This is a genomic window from Pseudomonas coleopterorum (genome assembly GCF_900105555.1).
GTDB lineage: Bacteria > Pseudomonadota > Gammaproteobacteria > Pseudomonadales > Pseudomonadaceae > Aquipseudomonas > Aquipseudomonas coleopterorum.
Genome location: NZ_FNTZ01000001.1, coordinates 4,546,042 through 4,565,444, shown reverse-complemented (window position 1 = coordinate 4,565,444; position 19,403 = coordinate 4,546,042). Strand labels below are relative to the sequence as shown.

Below are 19,403 nucleotides of genomic sequence, written 5' to 3'. Positions count from 1 at the left end.
TGCACACCTCGATCCGGCGCGACGGCCAAGGAAGGCGTCAGCGCAGGGCGTAGTCGAGCACAATGCCCAGGAAGATCACCAACCCTACCCAATGGTTGTGCAGGAACGCCCTGAAGCAGGCCATGCGCTCGCGCTCGCGGGTATGCCACCACTGCCAGGCGAAACACAGCGCGGCCACCGCCAGGCCCGTGTGGAACCAGCCGCCGAGGCCGAACCGTGCGCCGGCCAGCAGCAGGCAGGCCAGGGCCAGCCCCTGCAGGATGACAATGATCAGGCGATCGGCGGCGCCGAACAGGATGGCGGTGGACTTCACCCCGATGCGCAGGTCGTCATCGCGGTCGGTCATGGCGTAGTAGGTGTCATAGGCCACGGTCCACAGCAGGTTGGCGATCCACAGCAGCCAGGCGGCCGCTGGCAACTCGCCAGTTTCGGCGGTGAATGCCATCGGCATGCCCCACGAGAACGCCATGCCCAGCACCACCTGCGGGTAGTAGGTGTAGCGTTTCATGAACGGATAGCTTGCCGCCAATATCAAGCCGCCTACCGACAGGCCGATGGTCTGGGCATTGGTGCACAGCACCAGCACGAAACTGATGCCGACCAGCACGGCAAAGAACACCAGCGCTTCCTTGCTGCTGATCTTGCCGCTGACCAAGGGCCGCGCTTCGGTCCGCTTGACGTGGCCATCGACCTTGCGGTCGGCGAAGTCGTTGATCACGCAACCGGCCGCGCGCATCAGCACCACACCGGCGACGAAGATGACCAGATTGGCCAGCGAAGGTCTGCCTTCACCGGCGATCCACAGTGCCCACAGGGTCGGCCACAGCAACAGGTAGACGCCGATGGGCTTGTCCATGCGCGTGAGCTGAATGAAATCCCAGGCGCGCGGATTCAGCCGGTTCAGCGACTTGAGCAGGCTCTGGTACATCAACGGTGCTCCACTGGGTTACGAACCGCTTGCCACACAGGGGGCAGGAAGACTTCGGCGACCAGCACCGCCAGCGACCCCCGGTCGAAGCGCGAGCGTCTGGCCCACAGCCCCTCGCTGGCCTGCTGGGCAGGTAGCCACCGGGCCGGGTAGCGGCAGGTCTGAATGGGACCACGAACGAAGGCCGGATCGCAGAACAGCAGCTCGCCCAGCGAACGGTTGCCCAACGCCTGCAGGTCCAGGTCGCTGGCCTGCAGGCTGCTGCGCGCTGCCACGCTGCGGGCGAACACCCAGGGCTCGCCGTGGCCGAGCAGACAGACCTCGCGTACCCAGCCTTGGCTGCCTGACGGCACATCCAGAGCCAGGCATTCTTCATCACGCAGCGGTTGCCAGTCCTGCAGCAGCACGCGGACGCTGAAATGGTCATCGCTGAGCTGAATCAAACGGCGGGTCAGGGAGCCTGGATCGAACAGCCAGTCGCGTACCAGCGGGTCGGCGTCGGCCAGGCATTGCCAATCGGGGGAGGGGAATCCTGAATGGGGCACGGTAGTGAATCGGGTCGGCTGGAAAGACGTCGACTTTATCATGTTTGCCGGTACCGATTGGCCGCCCCCGCCTGATGAAGCTTGCATCGCGCGACGTTGATCAGTACAAACCGCGAGAGCCGGGCGACAACGTCTTACCATCGAGCGCCCGCCAGATCGCCTGAATACCGAGGGAACATGATGAAGAAGTGGCAATGTATCGTCTGTGGCTTGATCTATAACGAAGCCGACGGCTGGCCCGAGGATGGCATCGCTGCCGGCACCCTTTGGCAAGACGTGCCCGAAGACTGGCTGTGCCCCGACTGCGGCGTGGGCAAGATGGATTTCGAAATGATCGAAATCGGTTGAGGGTGACCCGCATTCGGGTGCCGTATTGCCGATAGGCGCCGTTCTGTCGGAATAACCCGCACTTTGCCGTAACAAACCCGTGGCAGACACTGGCGCGCCCTCGTGCAGCGTGCCATTCTCACTCCGTCTGCCGCAGCGTAGAGCCTGCGGCGAGTTGGGCGTTGCCGTCCACCAGGCAGTCGCCAATAAAAACAAAAACCGCCATAAGAGGCTTCACCATGCGTAAACCAGAGCTCGTAGATGCCATTGCTGAAAAAGCGGACCTGACCAAGGAACAGGCCAACCGCGTCTTGAATGCCGTACTCGAAGAAATCACTGGCGCATTGCACCGCAAGGACAGTGTCACTCTGGTCGGTTTCGGCACCTTCATTCAGCGCCACCGCGGCGCCCGCACCGGCAAGAATCCGCAGACCGGCGAGCCGGTGAAGATCAAGGCCAGCAATACCGTTGCCTTCAAGCCTGGGAAGTTTCTCAAGGACAGTGTGAACTGATCCACCTGGCACCGCGCTGCTGAGCGCCGCCCGCCATGGCACCCGGTCCGCCGGGTGCCTGCGACATACCTGCCGCCATAACGGCCAGATAGCCTGCCCCGCCTTAGCCGGACTGCCTTGAACGGGGCATTGCCGGTACACTCGCCGCCACTTTCCCGCGCCGAGACTTCGCCATGAAATTCCGTTTCCTGCTCTGGGCCATGGGCCTGATGATGGCCCGCGCCAGCCGCAACAACCCAGCCTTCGCCCAGCAGCTCAAGGACAAGGACCTGGTGTTTCAGTTACAGACACTGGACGGCAAGATCGCGCGGCACTTCATCGTCCGCGATCAACGGGTGAGCAGCCGCAGCGGCAGCGTGGAACAGCCGGCCTTCGCGATTGCCTTCAAAGACGCCAAGTACGGCTACGACACCCTGCAGGCCAGCAACAAGCAACTGGCGTTCATGCAGGGCATTCAGGACAAGCACATCCAGATCAAGGGCAACCCGGCGCTGGTCGTGTGGTTCCAGGGCGCGATGAAATACCTCAAGCCCAGAAAGCGCTGAGGTCACCGCGCACCTGTCAGTCGAACTGGTGGGCCAGCTCGCGCAGCAGCGCTTCGGCTTCCAGCACTTTACTGACTACCGCTTCGGCCTTGTCTCGGCTCAGTTCCAGGCGCTCGAACAAGGCATCCGGAATGTACTGATCGCCGCTGCCGATGCCGCGGCTGCGCAACAGGCGAATGGCCAGGCACACCAGATTGGCGTAGGCGGCGTGCTCGCCGGTGTAGCTGGGGTCGTGCTGGAACCGTAGCGCGGTGCTCAGTTCTTCCGGCATTTCCCAGTAGCGCATCAGCCAGGCGCCCATCTGCTCTCGCGTCACGCCCAGCAGATGCTGCTCGATGAAATCATGCTGCAGGTGCGGATTGACCTCGAGATGGCGGCAGATCAGCTGGAAATGCGGCGGAAACAGGTGGGCTAGCAGCAGATAGCCGAAGTTGTGCAGCAAGCCGGCCAGGTAGGTGAGGCCTGCTTCCGGGCGGCTGGCCCGAGGCATGGCACGGGTCAGGCCTTCGATCACTGCAGCCACATAAATGGACTGATGCCAGTGTGGCGTGGCCTGACGCGGATGATCCTTGGGCATGTTCAAGGTCTTGCCCAAGGCCAGACCCAGCGCCAGATTGATTACCAGATCGAAACCCAGCACGCGAACGATGGCGTCCTCCACCGAACGAATCTTGCCCGGTGAGGCGTAATAAGGTGACGCGGCCCAGCTGACCACCTGCGCGGCCAGCGCTGGATCGGTTTCAACCACACCGGTGATGTCGTCGATGGTGGCATTGGGGTCAACCCGCAGCTTGATGATCTTCTGTGCCGTTGTTGCCAGGGGAGGAATCTCGATGGTCGATTCCAGACGCTGTTGGATACGCCGTGCAGTGAAATTCTGCACCGCGCGGGTGATTTCCTTGCCGTCGTCATCGGGACGATCCAGGTTGGGACGGACATTGGCCAAGGGTTGGCCAAAAGAGCCGGAACTGGCTTTGGTCAGCATCTTGCGGAAATCATCGCCGCTCAGTTCGAGCCACCCGCCGGGTTCGCCGGAGCTGACCAGCAACGTGGGTTCGAGCATCAAGCGCTCGTCGTACAGGCACGGCGAACTGGTCAGGATTGGCAGGCCCGGCAGCAAGGCCAGCTGGTGCTTGCCCAGCATAGCGGTCAGGCGCTCCTCGGACACGGCCGTGAGCTTGCGCCCGGTCAGCTCGGTCAAGCGATTCAGGTCCAGCAACTGACTCTGGGGAAACAGCACCATGAGTGCCCCGACCTCATCGGCCAGCAGAACCGCCTGGATCGTGCGGCCGGCATCGGCGGCGGTCACCTGTCGTGCATCTACCGCGGTCCAGGCGATGCCCGAATCGTTGAGCATCTTCTGGATCACGGAGGGGACGGGCGAAGTGACGGCTTCCAGCGCAAGTTCATTCATGGTCTGCATCCATTGTCCTACATTCGCCTCAGTATACTCAGCTTGCCCAGGAAACCGAGACCTGTATCACACAAGTTTCTGGAGCGCTTCAGACCTGACCGTACTGCTGCCCATGCCGCAGCCAGCGCTCGAGCAGCGGCGTGACATGGCCGGGCCAGCGTTCGATGAGCACCTGGGCCGCTTCGCGTACCGCCGGCAGCAAGTCGGCGTCGCGCATCAGGTCGGCGACCTTGAACTGCAGCAGGCCCGTTTGCCGGGTGCCCAGCATCTCGCCGGGACCGCGCAGTTGCAGGTCCTTTTCGGCAATCACGAAGCCGTCGTTGGTTTCGCGCATGATGCCCAGTCGTTCCCGACCGATCTGCGACAGGGGCGGGTGGTAGAGCAATACGCAGTGGCTGGCGGCGCTGCCACGACCGACGCGTCCGCGCAGCTGATGGAGCTGGGCGAGCCCCAGGCGTTCCGGGTTCTCGATGATCATCAGGCTGGAATTGGGCACATCCACCCCAACTTCGATCACGGTGGTGGCCACCAGCAGTTGCAGATTCCCGGCCTTGAACCAGGCCATGACCTCTGCCTTTTCGGCAGGCTTCATGCGCCCGTGGATCAACCCGACCCGCAGCTCACCCAAGGCCAGGGTAAGCTCTTCGAAAGTACTTTGCGCGGCCTGGCAGGTGAGTTCTTCGGACTCCTCGATCAAGGTGCAGACCCAATAGGCCTGGCGGCCTTCGGCGCAGGCGGCGCGTACCCGCTCCACCACCTCGGGGCGACGGCTGTCGGCCACCAGCACGGTGTTGACCGGCGTACGTCCAGGCGGCAGCTCGTCGAGTACGGAGGTGTCGAGGTCGGCGTAGGCACTCATCGCCAACGTCCGCGGGATCGGCGTAGCAGTCATGATCAGCTGGTGCGGGCACATCGTTCCGTCCACGCCTTTCTGCCGCAACGCCAGGCGTTGCTGGACGCCGAAACGGTGTTGCTCATCGATGATCACCAAAGCCAACCGGGCGAACTGCACCTCGGCCTGAAACAGGGCGTGGGTACCCACCACCATCGGCGCGCCACCGGCGATACGCTCGAGTGCGCCGACCCGTGCCTTGCCCTTGAGCTTGCCGGCCAGCCAGGCCACTTCGATGCCCAGCGGTTCGAGCCAGCGCTGGAAGGTGATGAAGTGCTGCTCGGCGAGAATCTCGGTCGGCGCCATCAGCGCCACCTGATAACCCGCCTCCAGTGCCTGCAAGGCGGCCAGGGCCGCCACCACGGTCTTGCCGGCACCGACGTCGCCCTGCACCAGGCGCAGCATCGGCTCGGGCTGGCTCAGGTCGTAGGCGATTTCCGCACCCACCCGACGCTGTGCACCGGTAGGCGCAAACCCAAGGTTGTCCAGGTAGCGCACCGGCAGGTCCCGGGCCATGGGCAGGGCAGGCGCGCGTTGGGCACGCAGGCTTTCGCGAAGGCGCTGCTGGGACAGCTGATGGGTCAGCAGCTCCTCGAAAGCCAGGCGGTGCTGGGCCCAGTGATGACCCACTGCAAGCTCTTCGAGGTCGGCGTCCGGCGGCGGGCGGTGCAGGTAGCGGATTGCTTCATCCAGAGGGGCCAGTTGGTGCTCGCGCGCCAGCTCCAGCGGCAACCAGTCGGGCAGGCTGCGCGGCCCCAGCAGGTCGAGGGCCTGCTGCGACAGCTGGCGCAAACGCTGTTGGGTCAGGCCTTCGGTGGTCGGGTAGATGGGCGTCAGGTTCTGCTCGACCGGGATGTCTTGCTCCCCGGTCAGAACGCGGTATTCGGGGTGGTAGATCTCCAGCCCCGAGGCACCGGGCCGTGCTTCGCCATAGCAGCGCACATGCGTGCCGCGCTTGAGCGCTTCCTTCTGGGCATTGCTGAAGTGATAGAAGCGCAGGCTCAGCGAGCCACTGCCGTCGCCAAGGCGCACCAACAGGCTGCGGCGCTTGCCCATGGACACGTCGGCACCGCTGACCACCCCCTCGATGACCGCATCCTGGCCAGGGCGCAACGCCCCGATCGGGACTACCCGGGTGCGGTCCTGATAGCGCAGGGGCAGGTGGAACAACACATCCTGGAGGTTTTCGAGACCCACCTTGGCGAGTTTTTCCGCCATCGCCTCGCCCACGCCCTTGAGCGCAGTGACCGATACCTGAGCCAGCTCGGTCATGGCGCGTCGCGGCCCACCGGTTTGGCCACCGAGCACAGACGGATCGAATCGGCGAGGATCTCGATGGCCTTGGGCCGCGGAAAGCTGGCGCGCCAGGCGATCGCCACGGTGCGGAACGGGGTCGGTGGGGTCAGTGGCCGGACTTCGATGACGCCAGGCGCATAATGATGGCTGTCGACGGCCGACAACGGCAGGATCGAAACACCCAGGCCGGACGCAACCATGTGCCGGATGGTTTCCAGCGAGCTGGATTCGACGGTGGTGTGCTTGGCGCCTTCCGAGCCCTTGGTCAGGGTCGGGCAGGCTTCCAGAACCTGATCACGGAAACAGTGACCTTCACCCAGCAGCAGCAGGCTCTTGTCGTTGAGCAGGCCCGAATCGATGGTTTCCTTGCGCGTCCAGGGGTGATCCGCAGGCATCAGCACGTAGAACGGCTCGTCATAGAGCGGCAGGGTCAGTACATCGGCTTCGTTGAACGGCAGGGCGATGATCACCGCGTCCAGCTCACCATTGCGCAGCTTGTCGCGCAGGATGTGAGTGAAGTTTTCCTCGATGTACAGCGGCATCTGCGGCGCCACGCGGTGCAGTTGCGGGATGAGGTGTGGGAACAGGTACGGGCCGACGGTATAGATGGCGCCGACCTTGAGCGGGGCAGTGAGCTGGTTCTTGCCGGCCTGAGCCAGCTCGCGGATACCCTGGGCCTGTTCGAGCACCTTCTGTGCCTGAGCCACGATGCCTTCGCCGACCGGGGTCAGGCGTACGGCGCTCTTGCTGCGCTCGAAGATCAGCACGCCGAGCTCGTCCTCGAGCTTCTTGACGCCGACCGAGAGAGTGGGCTGGCTGACATGGCAGCGCTCGGCCGCGTGGCCGAAGTGTTGCTCCTGAGCCAGGGTAACGATGTAGCGCAATTCTGTGAGGGTCATAACGTGCGTCCATGAAGTTGCGAGCCCAGCATAGCGGCTGCAACCGATAGACGCACGTTATCAACGGCGCTGAAACGCATCAAATTATGCGAATCAGCGCTTGTCCAGCGAGTAAACGAAGGGCGCGACCACTTCCAGGCTGCCATTGACCAGAATCTCGGCCGGTGGCTTGGGCAGCGGTTGCGCCCGACGGATCATCTCCATGGTCGCGCGGTCCAGTGCCGCGCTGCCCGAACCTCCTGCCAGGGAGTACGACAGTACCCGGCCTTCGGCATCCACCACGAAGCGCAAGCGGTTAACCCCGGTCATACCGCGACGACGCGCGTCCTCCGGATACTTCTTGTACTTGGCCAGATGGCGCAGCAGATCGCCCTGCCAGCTGGGCAGCGCATTGCTGTTGGACGGCGGACTGGGCGCAGGCGCTGCCGGCTTGGCCGGTTGTGGCGGCGCCGGACGGCTGTCGACGGTCTGCTCGGCCGGCGGCTGCTCCTTGGGCGGCTCGGGTTTCTTCTCGACCTTGGGCGGCTGCGGTTTTGGTTTGGGCTTGGGCGGCGTCGGCTTGGGCACCGAGATCGTCGGCTTGGGCGCTTCCGCCAGCTTGGGCAATGGGTCCTCGACCACCGGCTCGGGCGGTGGCGGCGGCGTGACGACCTGCGGCGGCGGAGGGGGTGCCGGTTCGGGCAGCGGCGCCATCTCCACCATCATGGCCTGCGGCGGCAGCTCGATGGGCTGCGGCGCGGGCCAGTTCAGGGCAACCACGATGGCCGCAGCGTGCACGCCGAGGACGACCGCCAGGCTGGCAACATAACGCGTCGTTTTCTGGCGCGTCGTGATCATTGCTTGGCTGCCGTCTCGAGGCCGACCAGGCCTACCTTCAGGTAGCCCGCGCCGCGCAGGGTGTTCATCACTTCCATCAGGTCGCCGTAATCCACGCCCTTGTCGGCCTGGAAGAAGATGGTCGTGTCCTTGTTGCCGTGGGTCTTGGCGTCGAGGATCTGGCCCAGCTGCGTGCGCTCGACCTTGTCGTCGCCCACGTACAGGTTCTGGTCGGCCTTGACGCTGAGGAACACCGGCTTTTCGGGCCGCGGCGCCGGCTTGGCGGTCGAGGCGGGCAGGTCGACCTTGATGTCAACCGTCGCCAGGGGGGCTGCGACCATGAAGATGATCAGCAGCACCAGCATGACATCGATGAACGGCGTCACGTTGATTTCATGGTTCTCGGCGAGATCATCGCCGCCTTCGTTCAGGTGCAGGCCCATAGGTCAGCCCACCTTGACCATCTGCGGCTGAGCTGCGCGCTCGCCTGGCTGGTGATCGAGGTCACGGCTGACCAGCAGCAGCACTTGTGCCGAAGCGTCCGAGACCTGCGCCTTGTAGCCGGCGATGGAGCGGGCGAAGACGTTGTAGATGACCACTGCCGGGATGGCCGCGACCAGGCCCAGTGCGGTGGCAAGCAGGGCTTCGGCGATGCCGGGTGCGACCACGGCGAGGTTGGTGGTCTGGGTCTTGGCGATGCCGATGAAGCTGTTCATGATGCCCCACACGGTGCCGAACAGGCCGACGAAGGGCGCGGTGGAACCGATGGTGGCCAGCACGCCGGTGCCCATGCTCATGTTGCGACCGCAGGCGGCGACCAGACGCTCGAGACGGAAGCTGACCCGCTCCTTGATGCCTTCACGTTCGCGCGCGTTGGCCGACAGGTGCATCTCTTCGAGGGCATCGTGCACCAGCAGGTTGGCCAGGGTGCCTTTGCGCGACGCGGTTTCGCTCGCCTGCTTGAGGGTGGCGGCTTTCTTCAGCGCGGCGATTTCACCCTTGAGGCGACGCTTGGCGCCCAGCAGCTCGAAGCCCTTGGCGATCCAGATGGTCCAGGTGATGATCGAGGCGATGGCCAGGCCGATCATCACGGCCTTCACCACGATGTCCGCGTTCTGGTACATGCCCCACGGCGACAGGTCGTGACCCATGCCCAGGGTGGTGTCTTCGGCCAGCGCCTGTTCGGCCGGCGCGGGTTGATCGGCGCTCGGTGCAGGCGTGGCGGCGGGCTGCGATGCCGGTGCGGCTTGCGCAGGCGCTGCAGTCGCGTTACTGGCAGGTGCATTGCTCGGCGCAGTGGCGTCGGCGAATGTCAGCGGAGCGATGGCCAGGCCCAGCAGCAACGCTGCAATGGCACTCCACGCGCGTGGCTGGCTTGGCGAAGCGGAAGGGTGTTTGCGAATCATGCTGGCCGGACCTGAGAAGAGAAAGAAAAGGGGTGCACGTTCTTCAAGGCCTCGCGAAAGACCGAGAACAGATTGGGGCGGTATTATTGCAAGTAATTCTTGTTAGCAAAAGTAATAATGTAACTTATTTAATACCACTGGCCGCAAAACCTCGGCTAAGGGTAGGCTCGGTGCCTGACTTTCAGGAGCCTTGCGCATGACTTCACCCACTGTATTGATCGCCGGTTGCGGCGATATCGGCAGCCGCGTCGCACGCCGCCTGCTGGCGTCGAACTGGCGCGTGCACGGTCTGCGTCGGCACATCGAGCAGTTGCCTGACGGTGTGCTCGGCGTCGCTGCCGACCTGCACCAGGCGCAGTGCCCCGAGGCCTGGCCACGCGAGCCCGTGGATTACCTGCTGTATTGCGTGGCCGCCACGCAACACGACGAGCCGGGCTATCAAGCCGCCTATGTCGACGGCTTGCGCCATGTATTGAGCTGGCTGGCAGAGCACCGGCAGACGCCCAGACGCCTGTTCTTCGTCTCCAGCAGTAGCGTGTATGGACAGAGCGAAGGGGAATGGGTCGATGAGACCTCGCCGGTAACGCCCAGCGGGTTTTCCGGGCGCCTGATGCTCGAAGCCGAGCAACTGGCATTGAGCGCGCCTGAACCGGCGACCGTCGTGCGCCTGACCGGCATCTATGGGCCCGGGCGCGAGCGTCTGGCTGGGCAGGTACGCGAGGGTTATCAGGTCGCGTCGCAGCCGCCGCTGTACGGCAACCGCATTCATGCCGACGATGCCGCTGGGCTTTTGACGTTTCTGCTGGAAGCGGATGCTCGGGGCGTCGGGCTGGATGATTGCTACATAGGCGTCGACGATGCCCCGGCCCCGTTGCACGAGGTGGTGGATTGGCTGCGCACGTATCTGGACGTCACCCAGCGCTCGCAGACCCAGAGCATCCGCCGCACCGGTTCCAAGCGCTGCAGCAATGCGCGTGCACGCGCCTTGGGCTGGACGCCGCAGTACCCCACCTATCGGGAAGGGTATGCAGCCTTGCTGAGCCGGTAGCCTCGCCTCGTCCCGGTGCTACTTGCTGAGCAACCAGCGCCGGGTGCCTGGGACCAGGTTGGGCATTTCATCGTCCTGGGCCTGGTTGAGCGCCTGGAGGATTTCCAGCTGATTGCCCTTGCGGCGGAAGATGAAGGCATTGCCGCGCTGTTGCTGTTCCAGCCACATGCTGTCGAACTCGCCGCTCATGGCCGCGCAGTCGCCCGCCAGGCACAACGCGTAGCGATCCAGGCCCGCCAGGCCATCGATGCGTCCGTCGGGCAGGAAATGAGCCACGCCGCCCTGGCCCGGGCCCTCGACGACTTTCCAGTCGCCGCCCATGTAGGCGGTGTACAGCGCCTGCTCGAAGGTCGCGCCCACCGGCGTGTCCGCACGCGCTGGGGTGGCCGACTTGCTGAACGTTTGCACCGGGGCGTTATCGCTCGCTGCTTGTTGCAGGGTATCGCCGTCGATTTTCAGGGTGTCTTCACCGTTGCCGTAGAAGTCCACCTTGAACTGGCCATCGGCCTGGGGCACCAGCTTGCCTTCACCCTCTTCGAAGCCATTGCTGAAACGAGCCTGACCGGCCACGGTGTCGATCGACCATTCCAGTGTCGGGCCGTTGGCCAACAGCGCCTGGCGCAGGCTTGCGCCCTTGGCGGCGGCATCGATGGCTTTCTGATTGATCCAGACGCCGTTGGGGTCGACGTTTTCGTGGCTGGCGCAGCCGCCCAGAAGCAGGGCGGCCAGAGATAGGGCGAGCGCGTGACGCATGAAGGAAGTCCTTGCTGGCGAATGGCGCTGCAGACGATTGCCGCAGCGCGCGGGGCGGCTTATTCGATGACCAGGATAGCGTCCATTTCAACCTGCGCGCCTTTGGGCAGGGCAGCGACGCCAATGGCGGCGCGGGCAGGGTAAGGCTGCTGGAAGTAGCGGCCCATCACTTCGTTGACGGTGGCGAAGTGGCTCAGATCGGTCAGGAAGATGTTGAGCTTGACGATGTCCTTGAACGAACCGCCGGCAGCCTCTGCCACTGACTTGAGGTTCTCGAACACCTGCACGGTCTGAGCCTCGAAGCCTTCGACCAGCTCCATGGTGGCAGGGTCCAGTGGAATCTGGCCGGACATGTAGACGGTATTGCCTGCCTTGATGGCCTGGGAGTAGGTACCGATGGCAGCCGGGGCCTTGTCGCTGGTGATTACGGTCTTGGTCATGAACAGCTCCTTGAAATGAAGGTTCCGCGCCTCAGGCCCGCACGCGCGTGAGGCGGGTGACGCCAGCCAGGGCGCGCAGTTTCTTGATGACACGGGCCAGGTGGACGCGATCGTGCACGCTGACCACCAGCTGGACCACGCTGATGCGGCCATCGCGTTCGTCCATGCTGATCTTCTCGATGTTGCCGTCGGCGGCGTTGACGCTGCTGGCCAGCAACGCGATCAGACCGCGCTGGTGTTCGAGCTCCACACGCAGCTCGACATTGAACTCGCCGGTGACGTCCTTGGCCCAGCCCAGCTGGATGCATTTTTCCGGGTTGTGGCGGATTTCGCTGATGTTGCGGCAGTTTTCCAGGTGAACAACCATGCCCTTGCCCGCCGACAGGTGACCCACGATCGGATCGCCGGGGATGGGCGTGCAGCATTTGGCATAGCTGAGCACCAGGCCCTCGGTACCGCGAATGGCCAGCGGCCCTTCGGGGCTGGGCAACTGCTCGCCGCCATCGGTCGCCAGCAGGCGTCGCGCCACGACATAGGCCATGCGGTTGCCCAGGCCGATGTCTTCGAGCAGGTCTTCGATCAGCTCCAGGCGGTACTCGGCCAGCATGGCTTGAACGCGCTCGGCGGGAATCTTGTCCAGCGCGCTGTCGAAACCGTTGAGCACCTTGTTCAGCAGGCGTTCGCCCAGGTTCACCGATTCCGAGCGACGTTGCAGCTTCAGGGCATGGCGAATATGGGTGCGGGCCTTGCCGGTGACCACGAAGTTGAGCCAGGCAGGGTTGGGGCGTGCGCCGGGTGCGCTGACGATTTCCACCGTCGAACCGCTCTGCAGTGGCTCGGACAGCGGCGCCAGGCGTCGGTTGATGCGGCAGGCGATGCAGCTGTTGCCCACGTCGGTATGCACCGCATAGGCAAAGTCCACCGCCGTGGAACCCTTGGGCAGCTCCATGATGCGGCCCTTGGGCGTGAACACGTAGACCTCGTCCGGAAACAGATCGATCTTCACGCTCTCGATGAATTCCAGCGAGTTGCCGGCACGTTGCTGCATTTCCAGCACACCCTTGACCCACTGACGGGCACGGGCATGGGTGCCCTTGGGTTGTTCGTCGTCGCTGGACTTGTACAGCCAGTGGGCGGCGATGCCGTTGTTGGCCATCTCTTCCATTTCACGGGTGCGGATCTGGATTTCGATCGGTACGCCGTGCATGCCGAACAAGGTGGTGTGCAGCGACTGGTAGCCGTTGGCCTTGGGGATCGCGATGTAGTCCTTGAAGCGGCCTGGCAGGGGCTTGTACAGGTTGTGCACGGCGCCCAGCACGCGGTAGCAGGTGTCGACCTTGTCGACCACGATGCGGAAGGCGTACACGTCCATGATCTCGTTGAAGGCACGGCGCTTGCCGCGCATCTTCTTGTAGATGCCATAGATGTGTTTCTGGCGACCGCTGACATCGCCCTCGATGCCATCCACCGAGAGGCAATGGGCCAGGGAATTTTCGATCTTGTTGACCAGTTCCTTGCGGTTGCCGCGGGCGCGCTTGACCGCCTGGTAGATGCGCGCCGAGCGCATCGGGTACATGGCCTTGAAGCCCAGGTCCTCGAATTCGACGCGCACGTTGTGCATGCCCAGCCGGTTGGCGATGGGCGCGTAGATTTCCAGGGTTTCCTTGGCGATGCGCCGACGCTTCTCGCCGGACAGCACTTCGAGGGTGCGCATGTTGTGCAGGCGGTCGGCCAGCTTGACCAGGATCACGCGGATGTCCCGGGCCATGGCCATGGCCATCTTCTGGAAGTTTTCCGCCTGAGCCTCGGCCTTGGTCTCGAAGTTCATCTGGGTCAGCTTACTGACCCCGTCGACCAGATCGGCCACGGTTTCGCCGAACTGGGCACTGAGTGCTTCCTTGGCGATACCGGTGTCTTCGATCACATCGTGCAGCATGGCCGCCATCAGGCTCTGATGGTCCATGTGCATGTCGGCGAGAATGCCTGCCACCGCCAGCGGGTGCGTGACGTAGGCTTCGCCGCTACGACGGCGTTGGCCGTCGTGGGCTTGTTCGGCGTAGAAGTACGCTCGGCGGACCAGGTTGACCTGTTCCTTGCCGAGGTAGGTCGACAAGCGATCGGCGAGGGCGTCTATGCTCGGCAAGAGGAAACCTCCTGCCGATGTGGGATAGAACCTCGCGCCGTACAGCGTCGACCAGGCATGGACTTAGACGGCCTCGTTGGCCTCGTCTTCGAACGCTGCGAAGAGGGGTTCGTCTTCAACGATTTCAGCTTCAGCGATAGCAGCATAGTCGATCAGGCCTTCGGCGATTTCACGCAGGGCTACCACGGTAGGCTTGTCATTTTCCCACGCCACTTTCGGCTCTTTGCCGCCGGTCGCCAGCTGGCGAGCGCGTTTGGTGGAGAGCATGACCAGCTCGAAACGGTTATCCACGTGTTCTAGGCAGTCTTCAACGGTTACGCGGGCCATGGTCTTCCTCGTAGCAAATGCGATTATGCGCGCGGCCCGGATGGGCGAGCGGACTCGATAGTTTAAAAAATCACCAGCGTTTAGGGAAGCTTTGTTTTCAGGCGAGCAGTTCGGCCAGCAAATCGCCGTGCTTTTGCTGCTGTGCCTGCTGCTGCAGGCGGTTGGCGCGAAACACCGCTTTGAGGTCTTCCAGGGCCGAGGCAAAGTCGTCGTTGATGATCAGGTAGTCGTATTCGACGTAGTGGCTCATCTCGCTGACCGCTTCGCGCATGCGCGTCTCGATGATCTCGTCGCTGTCGGTGCCGCGGTTGGTCAGACGCTGGCGCAGCGCCAGTTGCGAAGGCGGCAGAATGAAGATCGAGCGGGCCGAGGGCATCAGCCGACGCACTTGCTCGGCACCCTGCCAGTCGATTTCCAGGATCAGGTCGTGGCCTTCGTCGAGGGTCTGCTGCAGATGGCTCTGGGACGTGCCGTAGAGGTTGCCGAACACCTCGGCCTGCTCCAGGAAGTCGCCGTGGCCGATCATGTCGATGAAGGTTTCGCGGTCGACGAAGTGATAGTTCACGCCACAGACCTCGCCCGGACGCATGGCGCGGGTGGTGTGCGAGACCGAGACGCGAATGGATGGCTGGGCGTCGATCAGGGCCTTGACCAGGCTGGTCTTGCCCGCGCCCGAGGGAGCCGAAACGATGTAAAGGGTGCCGGTGCTGTGGGTCATGAAAGGGTGGCCTTACTCAATGTTCTGCACTTGTTCACGCATCTGCTCGATCAACACCTTGAGGTTGACGGCAGCCTGCGTACTGCGTGGGTCGAAGGCTTTGGAGCCCAGGGTGTTGGCTTCGCGGTTGAGTTCCTGCATGAGGAAATCCAGGCGTCGGCCGGCGGCGCCGCCAGCCTTGAGCACGCGCCGCACTTCGGTGACGTGGGTGGTCAGGCGGTCGAGTTCTTCGGCCACGTCGCTTTTCTGTGCCAGCAGGACCATTTCCTGCTCCAGGCGCTGCGGGTCGAGTTCGGCCTGCAGGTCGGCGCAGCGGTCGAGGATCTTCTGCCGTTGCGCGCTGAGCATCTGCGGCACCAGGCTGCGCAAGGTGGCGACCTCGCTGCTCATGGCGTCGAGCCGGTCGTTGATCAGCCGGGCCAGTTCGGCGCCTTCGCGCACGCGGCCATTCTTGAGTTCGGTCAGCGCCTGGGCGAACAGTTCGTTGGCCGCCGTGCTCAGAGCCTGGGGATCGCTGGCGTCGGCCACCAGCACGCCGGGCCAAGCCAGCACTTCCAGCGGGTTGAGCGCGGCAGGCTGCTTGATCAGGGCGGCAACGGTCTCGGCGGCGGCTATCAATTGCGTGGCGCGCTCGCGATCGACCTGCAAGGGTTGGCCGCTGGTGTCCTCGGTGTAGCGCAGGGTGCATTCGACCTTGCCGCGCGACAGGCCCTGGCGCAGTGCTTCGCGCACCGAACCTTCGAGGTCGCGCAGGGCCTCGGGCAGGCGCAGATGCGGCTCCAGATAGCGATGGTTGACCGAACGTAGCTCCCAGCTCAGGGTGCCTTGGGCCGCGGCTCGTTCGCAACGCGCGAAGGCGGTCATGCTGTGCACCATGGGGGAGAAACCTCGCAGACGATGGACGATGAATCGAGGCGCGGGATTGTAGCGCAACCTGGCGCCGGCTCCCAATGCTGGCGCGATCTGCGGGGGCGGGACGGGCAATTCATGGTCGAACGCCCTATAATGCCCGCCAGATTTGAGTCCAGTACAGGTATCCCGATGAAACGTCCAAGTGGTCGCGCCGCCGATCAGCTCCGCTCGATCCGCATCACTCGCAACTACACCAAGCACGCCGAAGGGTCTGTCTTGGTAGAGTTCGGCGACACCAAGGTGATCTGCACCGTCAGCGTCGAAAACGGCGTGCCGCGCTTCCTCAAGGGTCAGGGCCAGGGTTGGTTGACCGCCGAATACGGCATGCTGCCGCGCGCCACCGGCGACCGTAACCAGCGTGAAGCCAGCCGTGGCAAGCAAGGCGGCCGTACCCTGGAAATCCAGCGCCTGATCGGCCGCTCGCTGCGTGCTGCGCTGGACATGAGCAAGCTGGGCGACATCACGCTGTACGTCGACTGCGATGTCATCCAGGCCGACGGTGGCACGCGGACCGCGTCCATCACCGGTGCCATGGTGGCGTTGGTCGATGCCTTGAAGATGGTCAAGAAGCGCGGCGGCCTGAAGGGCGGCGATCCGCTCAAGCAGATGATTGCTGCTGTCTCTGTGGGCATGTACCAGGGCGAACCGGTCCTGGACCTCGACTACCTGGAAGACTCCGCTGCCGAGACCGACCTCAACGTGGTGATGACCAGCACCGGAGGCTTCATCGAAGTGCAGGGCACCGCCGAAGGCGCGCCGTTCCAGCCGGCCGAGCTCAACGCCATGCTGGCACTGGCCCAGCAGGGCATGGAAGAGATCTTCGCCCTGCAGAAAGCTGCCCTGGCCGAGTGACGCAACCCTTTGTGGATGCGGGCTCTACATAAGGCTGGCCTCCTATTAAGGCTAGCCTCCTATAAGGCTGGCCATGGGGTTGGCTTTCTGTGAAGGCAGGCTCTGTGTGGGAGCGGGCTCTGCCCGCGAATGCAGGCACTGCGGTGCGTCAGACTGACCGCAGGGCCTGCATTCGCGGGCAGAGCCCGCTCCCACAGAGATTGCGCTGCCTTTGTAGCGGCGCATGTGGTCTGTCTGATTCGCCGCAGCGCGGCCTCTGCGGGCAGAGGGCTCGCCGCCCGCCCCGCTCCCACAGTGTCCAAGCTCTGCAAGAAGCCCACAAAAAAGCCGACCTCGCGAGGTCGGCTTTTTTGTGCCTGGCGATCAGATCGTCAGGGTCCAGTCGTAGTCCACGATGAGTGGCGCGTGCTGGGAAAAGCGGGGCTGGCGCGGCAGGCGCGCGCTGCGCACGAAGCGTCGCAGACCTGGGGTCAGCAGCTGGTAGTCGAAGCGCCAGCCCAGGTTGAGCATCTCGGCCTGTTCGTTGTCGGGCCACCAGCTGTACTGGTCGCCTTCACGACTGACTTCGCGCAACGCATCGACGTAGCCCATGTTGCCGACGATTTCGTCCATCCAGGCCCGCTCGGGCGCCAGGAAGCCGGGCGACTGCTGACTGTCGCGCCAGTTCTTGATGTCGAGTTTCTGCTGCGCAACATACAGCGAACCACAGTAGATGTATTCGCGACGCTTGCGCCGTTGCTTGTCCAGGTACTTGCCGAAGTCGTCCATGAGCTTGAACTTCTGGTTCAAGTCTTCATCGCCGTTCATGCCCGAAGGCAGCAGCAGGGTGGCAATACTGAGTTTATCGAAATCTGCCTGCAGATAACGCCCGTAGCGGTCGGCTGTCTCGAAGCCCAGCCCACTGATGACCGCCTTGGGTTGCAACCGCGAGTACAGCGCCACACCACCCTGGGCTGGAACTTCTGCATCGCACGCATAAAGGAAGTAGCCGTCCAGTTGGAAGGCGGCGTCGTCCAGTTCAAAGGCGGAAGCACGGGTGTCCTGCAAGCAGATGACGTCGGCATTCTGGGCCTGCAGCCAACTGAGCAACCCGCGCTCGACTGCCGCCTGAATACCATTGACGTTCACACTGATGATCCGCATACATGGCCCCAAAAATCTTGTGCGTGTATGATACCCGAGCTCTACCTAATTAGCTAAATCCGTGGTATCCGGGACTTTTTCGATGCAGGCCTATCAGCGCGACTTCATTCGTTTTGCAATTGATCGAGGCGTTCTGCGTTTCGGCGAATTCACCCTGAAATCAGGGCGTACCAGTCCTTATTTCTTCAATGCCGGCCTGTTCAATACCGGTGCCGCACTGGCCGAACTGGCGCGCTATTATGCCGCAGCCATCGTCGACAGCGGCATCGCTTTCGACGTCCTGTTCGGACCCGCCTACAAGGGTATTCCGCTGGCGGCCGCGACCTCGGTGCAACTGGCCGAAAAGCATCAGCTGGACATACCCTGGTGCTTCAACCGCAAGGAAGCCAAGGCGCATGGCGAAGGCGGCAGCCTGGTCGGTTCGCCCCTGGCCGGCAACGTGCTGATCATCGACGACGTGATCACTGCCGGTACGGCCATCCGCGAAGTCATGCAGATCATCCAGCAGCAGAACGCGACCGCGGCAGGGGTAATGATCGCCCTCAATCGCCAGGAGCGTGGCAATGGCGAGCTGTCGGCCATTCAGGAAGTGGAACGTGACTTCGGCGTGCCCGTGGTCAGCATCGTTTCGCTGAACCAGGTGCTGGAATTCCTCGCCGACGACGCGCAACTCAAACAGCATCTGCCGGCGGTCGAAGCCTATCGTGCGCAGTACGGTATCTAGTCACGTGCGTTGGCGGGCGCTGGTGGTCGCAGCGTTCGGCCTGCTGCCGGTCTTGGCCGTGGCCGCGCAGGCACCGGTCATGCTGCTCTATCGCTATGTCGATAGCCGCGGCGTGACGGTGCTGGATCGCCAGGGCGTACCGCCGGAGTACGTGGGCAAGGGCTATCAGGTGCTCAACCAGAGCGGTCGGGTGGTACAGACCGTGCCGCCTGCGCCGACGGCCGAAGAAATACGCCTCAAGCAACAAGCCCAAGTGCAGTCGCAGGCCGATGCGCAGTTGCTCGACCGTTATCCATCGCTGGAAGAGCTGGACAAGGCCAGTGCTCGTCGCAGGGCGGAGATCGATGCCCTGATTGCCGTGGCCACGGCGAATGTGCAGACCTTGCAGGGTCAGCAGACCGCGCTGCAGGGGCAGGCGGCGGCGCAGGAGCGGGCGGGTCAGGAAGTGTCGACATCGATGCTCGACCAATTGCGTGACGTGCAGGCTCAGATCATCGACGCCCAAGCACGAATCGCCAAACTGCAGCAGACACGCAGCGAAGCGGACGCCAGGTTCGCCCAGCAGCGAACCCGGTTGGTCAAGCTTCTCGAATCCCCGCTGTAACCGCGTCGGGCCTCACCGCGTTTTTTCCGAAACACCGTGTGCACTGCCGACGCGGCTTGCGCCGCTGCTACAGGGGATCGTGAATTCCGTCGTTACAGGGGATCAGGATTCAGTAGCAGCGGCGCGAGCTGCGTCGGCGGTCGTCGCGGTGCTTCTGAA

At 63.6% G+C, this 19,403-nt stretch carries 22 protein-coding genes; 7 read left to right on the top strand and 15 right to left on the bottom strand.

Translation table 11 applies throughout. The features are described 5' to 3' along the window. Positions 1–37 precede the first annotated feature (37 nt). The gene (gene ubiA / locus BLV18_RS20620) at positions 38–928 is read right to left on the bottom strand and encodes a 4-hydroxybenzoate octaprenyltransferase (RefSeq protein WP_090361512.1); all 891 of its coding nucleotides are present in this window, start codon (positions 926–928) and stop codon (positions 38–40) included. Continuing rightward, on the bottom strand, positions 928–1,473 hold the full coding sequence (locus BLV18_RS20615; protein WP_425272632.1) for a chorismate--pyruvate lyase family protein: 546 nt from the start codon (positions 1,471–1,473) through the stop codon (positions 928–930). The genes ubiA and BLV18_RS20615 overlap by 1 nt, the downstream gene beginning before the upstream one ends. Before the next feature lie 180 nt (positions 1,474–1,653). Between BLV18_RS20615 and BLV18_RS20610 the strand changes: the two genes are divergently transcribed. From BLV18_RS20610 to BLV18_RS20600, 3 genes are all read left to right on the top strand, one after another. Continuing rightward, the gene (locus BLV18_RS20610; protein ID WP_049860547.1) at positions 1,654–1,821 is read left to right on the top strand and encodes a rubredoxin; all 168 of its coding nucleotides are present in this window, start codon (positions 1,654–1,656) and stop codon (positions 1,819–1,821) included. 218 nt (positions 1,822–2,039) lie between these two features. Beyond that, positions 2,040–2,312 carry an HU family DNA-binding protein gene (locus tag BLV18_RS20605; protein ID WP_049860380.1) on the top strand — a complete coding sequence of 91 codons (273 nt, stop codon included), beginning with the start codon at positions 2,040–2,042 and terminating at the stop codon, positions 2,310–2,312. A 173-nt stretch (positions 2,313–2,485) separates the two neighbouring features. Continuing rightward, on the top strand, positions 2,486–2,857 hold the full coding sequence (locus BLV18_RS20600; protein WP_049860379.1) for a hypothetical protein: 372 nt from the start codon (positions 2,486–2,488) through the stop codon (positions 2,855–2,857). 16 nt (positions 2,858–2,873) lie between these two features. Here the strand turns inward: BLV18_RS20600 and BLV18_RS20595 are convergent, their stop codons facing one another. The 6 genes from BLV18_RS20595 to exbB form a co-directional block, all read right to left on the bottom strand. Then, positions 2,874–4,271 carry an aminoacyl-tRNA deacylase and HDOD domain-containing protein gene (locus BLV18_RS20595; protein ID WP_049860378.1) on the bottom strand — a complete coding sequence of 466 codons (1,398 nt, stop codon included), beginning with the start codon at positions 4,269–4,271 and terminating at the stop codon, positions 2,874–2,876. Between the two features lie 88 nt (positions 4,272–4,359). Beyond that, the gene (gene recG / locus BLV18_RS20590; protein ID WP_090362466.1) at positions 4,360–6,435 is read right to left on the bottom strand and encodes an ATP-dependent DNA helicase RecG; all 2,076 of its coding nucleotides are present in this window, start codon (positions 6,433–6,435) and stop codon (positions 4,360–4,362) included. Further along, positions 6,432–7,358 carry a hydrogen peroxide-inducible genes activator gene (locus BLV18_RS20585; protein ID WP_049860377.1) on the bottom strand — a complete coding sequence of 309 codons (927 nt, stop codon included), beginning with the start codon at positions 7,356–7,358 and terminating at the stop codon, positions 6,432–6,434. Before BLV18_RS20585 ends, recG begins: the two co-directional genes overlap by 4 nt. 93 nt (positions 7,359–7,451) lie before the next feature. Beyond that, complete coding sequence (locus tag BLV18_RS20580; RefSeq protein ID WP_090361507.1) at positions 7,452–8,195, bottom strand: energy transducer TonB; 744 nt, start codon at positions 8,193–8,195, stop codon at positions 7,452–7,454. Further along, positions 8,192–8,617, bottom strand: a complete 426-nt coding sequence (exbD, locus tag BLV18_RS20575) for a TonB system transport protein ExbD (RefSeq protein ID WP_043192170.1) — start codon at positions 8,615–8,617, stop codon at positions 8,192–8,194. The genes BLV18_RS20580 and exbD overlap by 4 nt, the downstream gene beginning before the upstream one ends. A gap of 3 nt (positions 8,618–8,620) precedes the next feature. Further along, positions 8,621–9,580 (bottom strand): tonB-system energizer ExbB, encoded by a 960-nt coding sequence (exbB, locus tag BLV18_RS20570; RefSeq protein ID WP_090361501.1) that lies wholly within the window; start codon positions 9,578–9,580, stop codon positions 8,621–8,623. Positions 9,581–9,776: 196 nt separating this feature from the next. On the opposite strand from exbB, the gene BLV18_RS20565 reads away from it, so the two are divergent. After that, positions 9,777–10,628, top strand: a complete 852-nt coding sequence (locus tag BLV18_RS20565) for an SDR family oxidoreductase (RefSeq protein WP_056844797.1) — start codon at positions 9,777–9,779, stop codon at positions 10,626–10,628. Between the two features lie 18 nt (positions 10,629–10,646). Here the strand turns inward: BLV18_RS20565 and BLV18_RS20560 are convergent, their stop codons facing one another. The 6 genes from BLV18_RS20560 to BLV18_RS20535 form a co-directional block, all read right to left on the bottom strand. Beyond that, positions 10,647–11,381 (bottom strand): hypothetical protein, encoded by a 735-nt coding sequence (locus BLV18_RS20560; protein WP_090361498.1) that lies wholly within the window; start codon positions 11,379–11,381, stop codon positions 10,647–10,649. A gap of 59 nt (positions 11,382–11,440) precedes the next feature. Further along, positions 11,441–11,821: a RidA family protein gene (locus tag BLV18_RS20555; RefSeq protein ID WP_049860371.1), complete on the bottom strand. Its 381-nt coding sequence runs from the start codon at positions 11,819–11,821 to the stop codon at positions 11,441–11,443. 31 nt (positions 11,822–11,852) lie between these two features. Then, positions 11,853–13,964 carry a bifunctional GTP diphosphokinase/guanosine-3',5'-bis pyrophosphate 3'-pyrophosphohydrolase gene (gene spoT, locus BLV18_RS20550; RefSeq protein ID WP_049860370.1) on the bottom strand — a complete coding sequence of 704 codons (2,112 nt, stop codon included), beginning with the start codon at positions 13,962–13,964 and terminating at the stop codon, positions 11,853–11,855. A gap of 63 nt (positions 13,965–14,027) precedes the next feature. Next, positions 14,028–14,291: a DNA-directed RNA polymerase subunit omega gene (gene rpoZ, locus BLV18_RS20545; RefSeq protein ID WP_043192179.1), complete on the bottom strand. Its 264-nt coding sequence runs from the start codon at positions 14,289–14,291 to the stop codon at positions 14,028–14,030. A 97-nt stretch (positions 14,292–14,388) separates the two neighbouring features. After that, on the bottom strand, positions 14,389–15,009 hold the full coding sequence (gmk, locus tag BLV18_RS20540; RefSeq protein WP_090361495.1) for a guanylate kinase: 621 nt from the start codon (positions 15,007–15,009) through the stop codon (positions 14,389–14,391). A 12-nt stretch (positions 15,010–15,021) separates the two neighbouring features. Continuing rightward, a complete protein-coding gene (locus tag BLV18_RS20535) occupies positions 15,022–15,885 on the bottom strand; it encodes a YicC/YloC family endoribonuclease (RefSeq protein ID WP_090361492.1) in 864 nt (287 codons plus the stop codon). A gap of 165 nt (positions 15,886–16,050) precedes the next feature. Between BLV18_RS20535 and rph the strand changes: the two genes are divergently transcribed. After that, positions 16,051–16,773, top strand: coding sequence for a ribonuclease PH (gene rph / locus BLV18_RS20530; protein WP_090361489.1), 723 nt, complete (start codon positions 16,051–16,053; stop codon positions 16,771–16,773). 363 nt (positions 16,774–17,136) lie between these two features. On the opposite strand, the gene BLV18_RS20525 is transcribed toward rph, so the two are convergent. Further along, entirely contained in the window at positions 17,137–17,916 is a 780-nt protein-coding gene (locus tag BLV18_RS20525; RefSeq protein WP_043192186.1) for a catabolite repression control protein Crc, read from the bottom strand. A gap of 82 nt (positions 17,917–17,998) precedes the next feature. Between BLV18_RS20525 and pyrE the strand changes: the two genes are divergently transcribed. Together pyrE and BLV18_RS20515 are read left to right on the top strand one after the other, a co-directional pair. Then, a complete protein-coding gene (pyrE, locus tag BLV18_RS20520; RefSeq protein ID WP_090361486.1) occupies positions 17,999–18,640 on the top strand; it encodes an orotate phosphoribosyltransferase in 642 nt (213 codons plus the stop codon). A 79-nt stretch (positions 18,641–18,719) separates the two neighbouring features. After that, the gene (locus BLV18_RS20515) at positions 18,720–19,244 is read left to right on the top strand and encodes a DUF4124 domain-containing protein (RefSeq protein ID WP_375143204.1); all 525 of its coding nucleotides are present in this window, start codon (positions 18,720–18,722) and stop codon (positions 19,242–19,244) included. Positions 19,245–19,403: the final 159 nt, after the last annotated feature.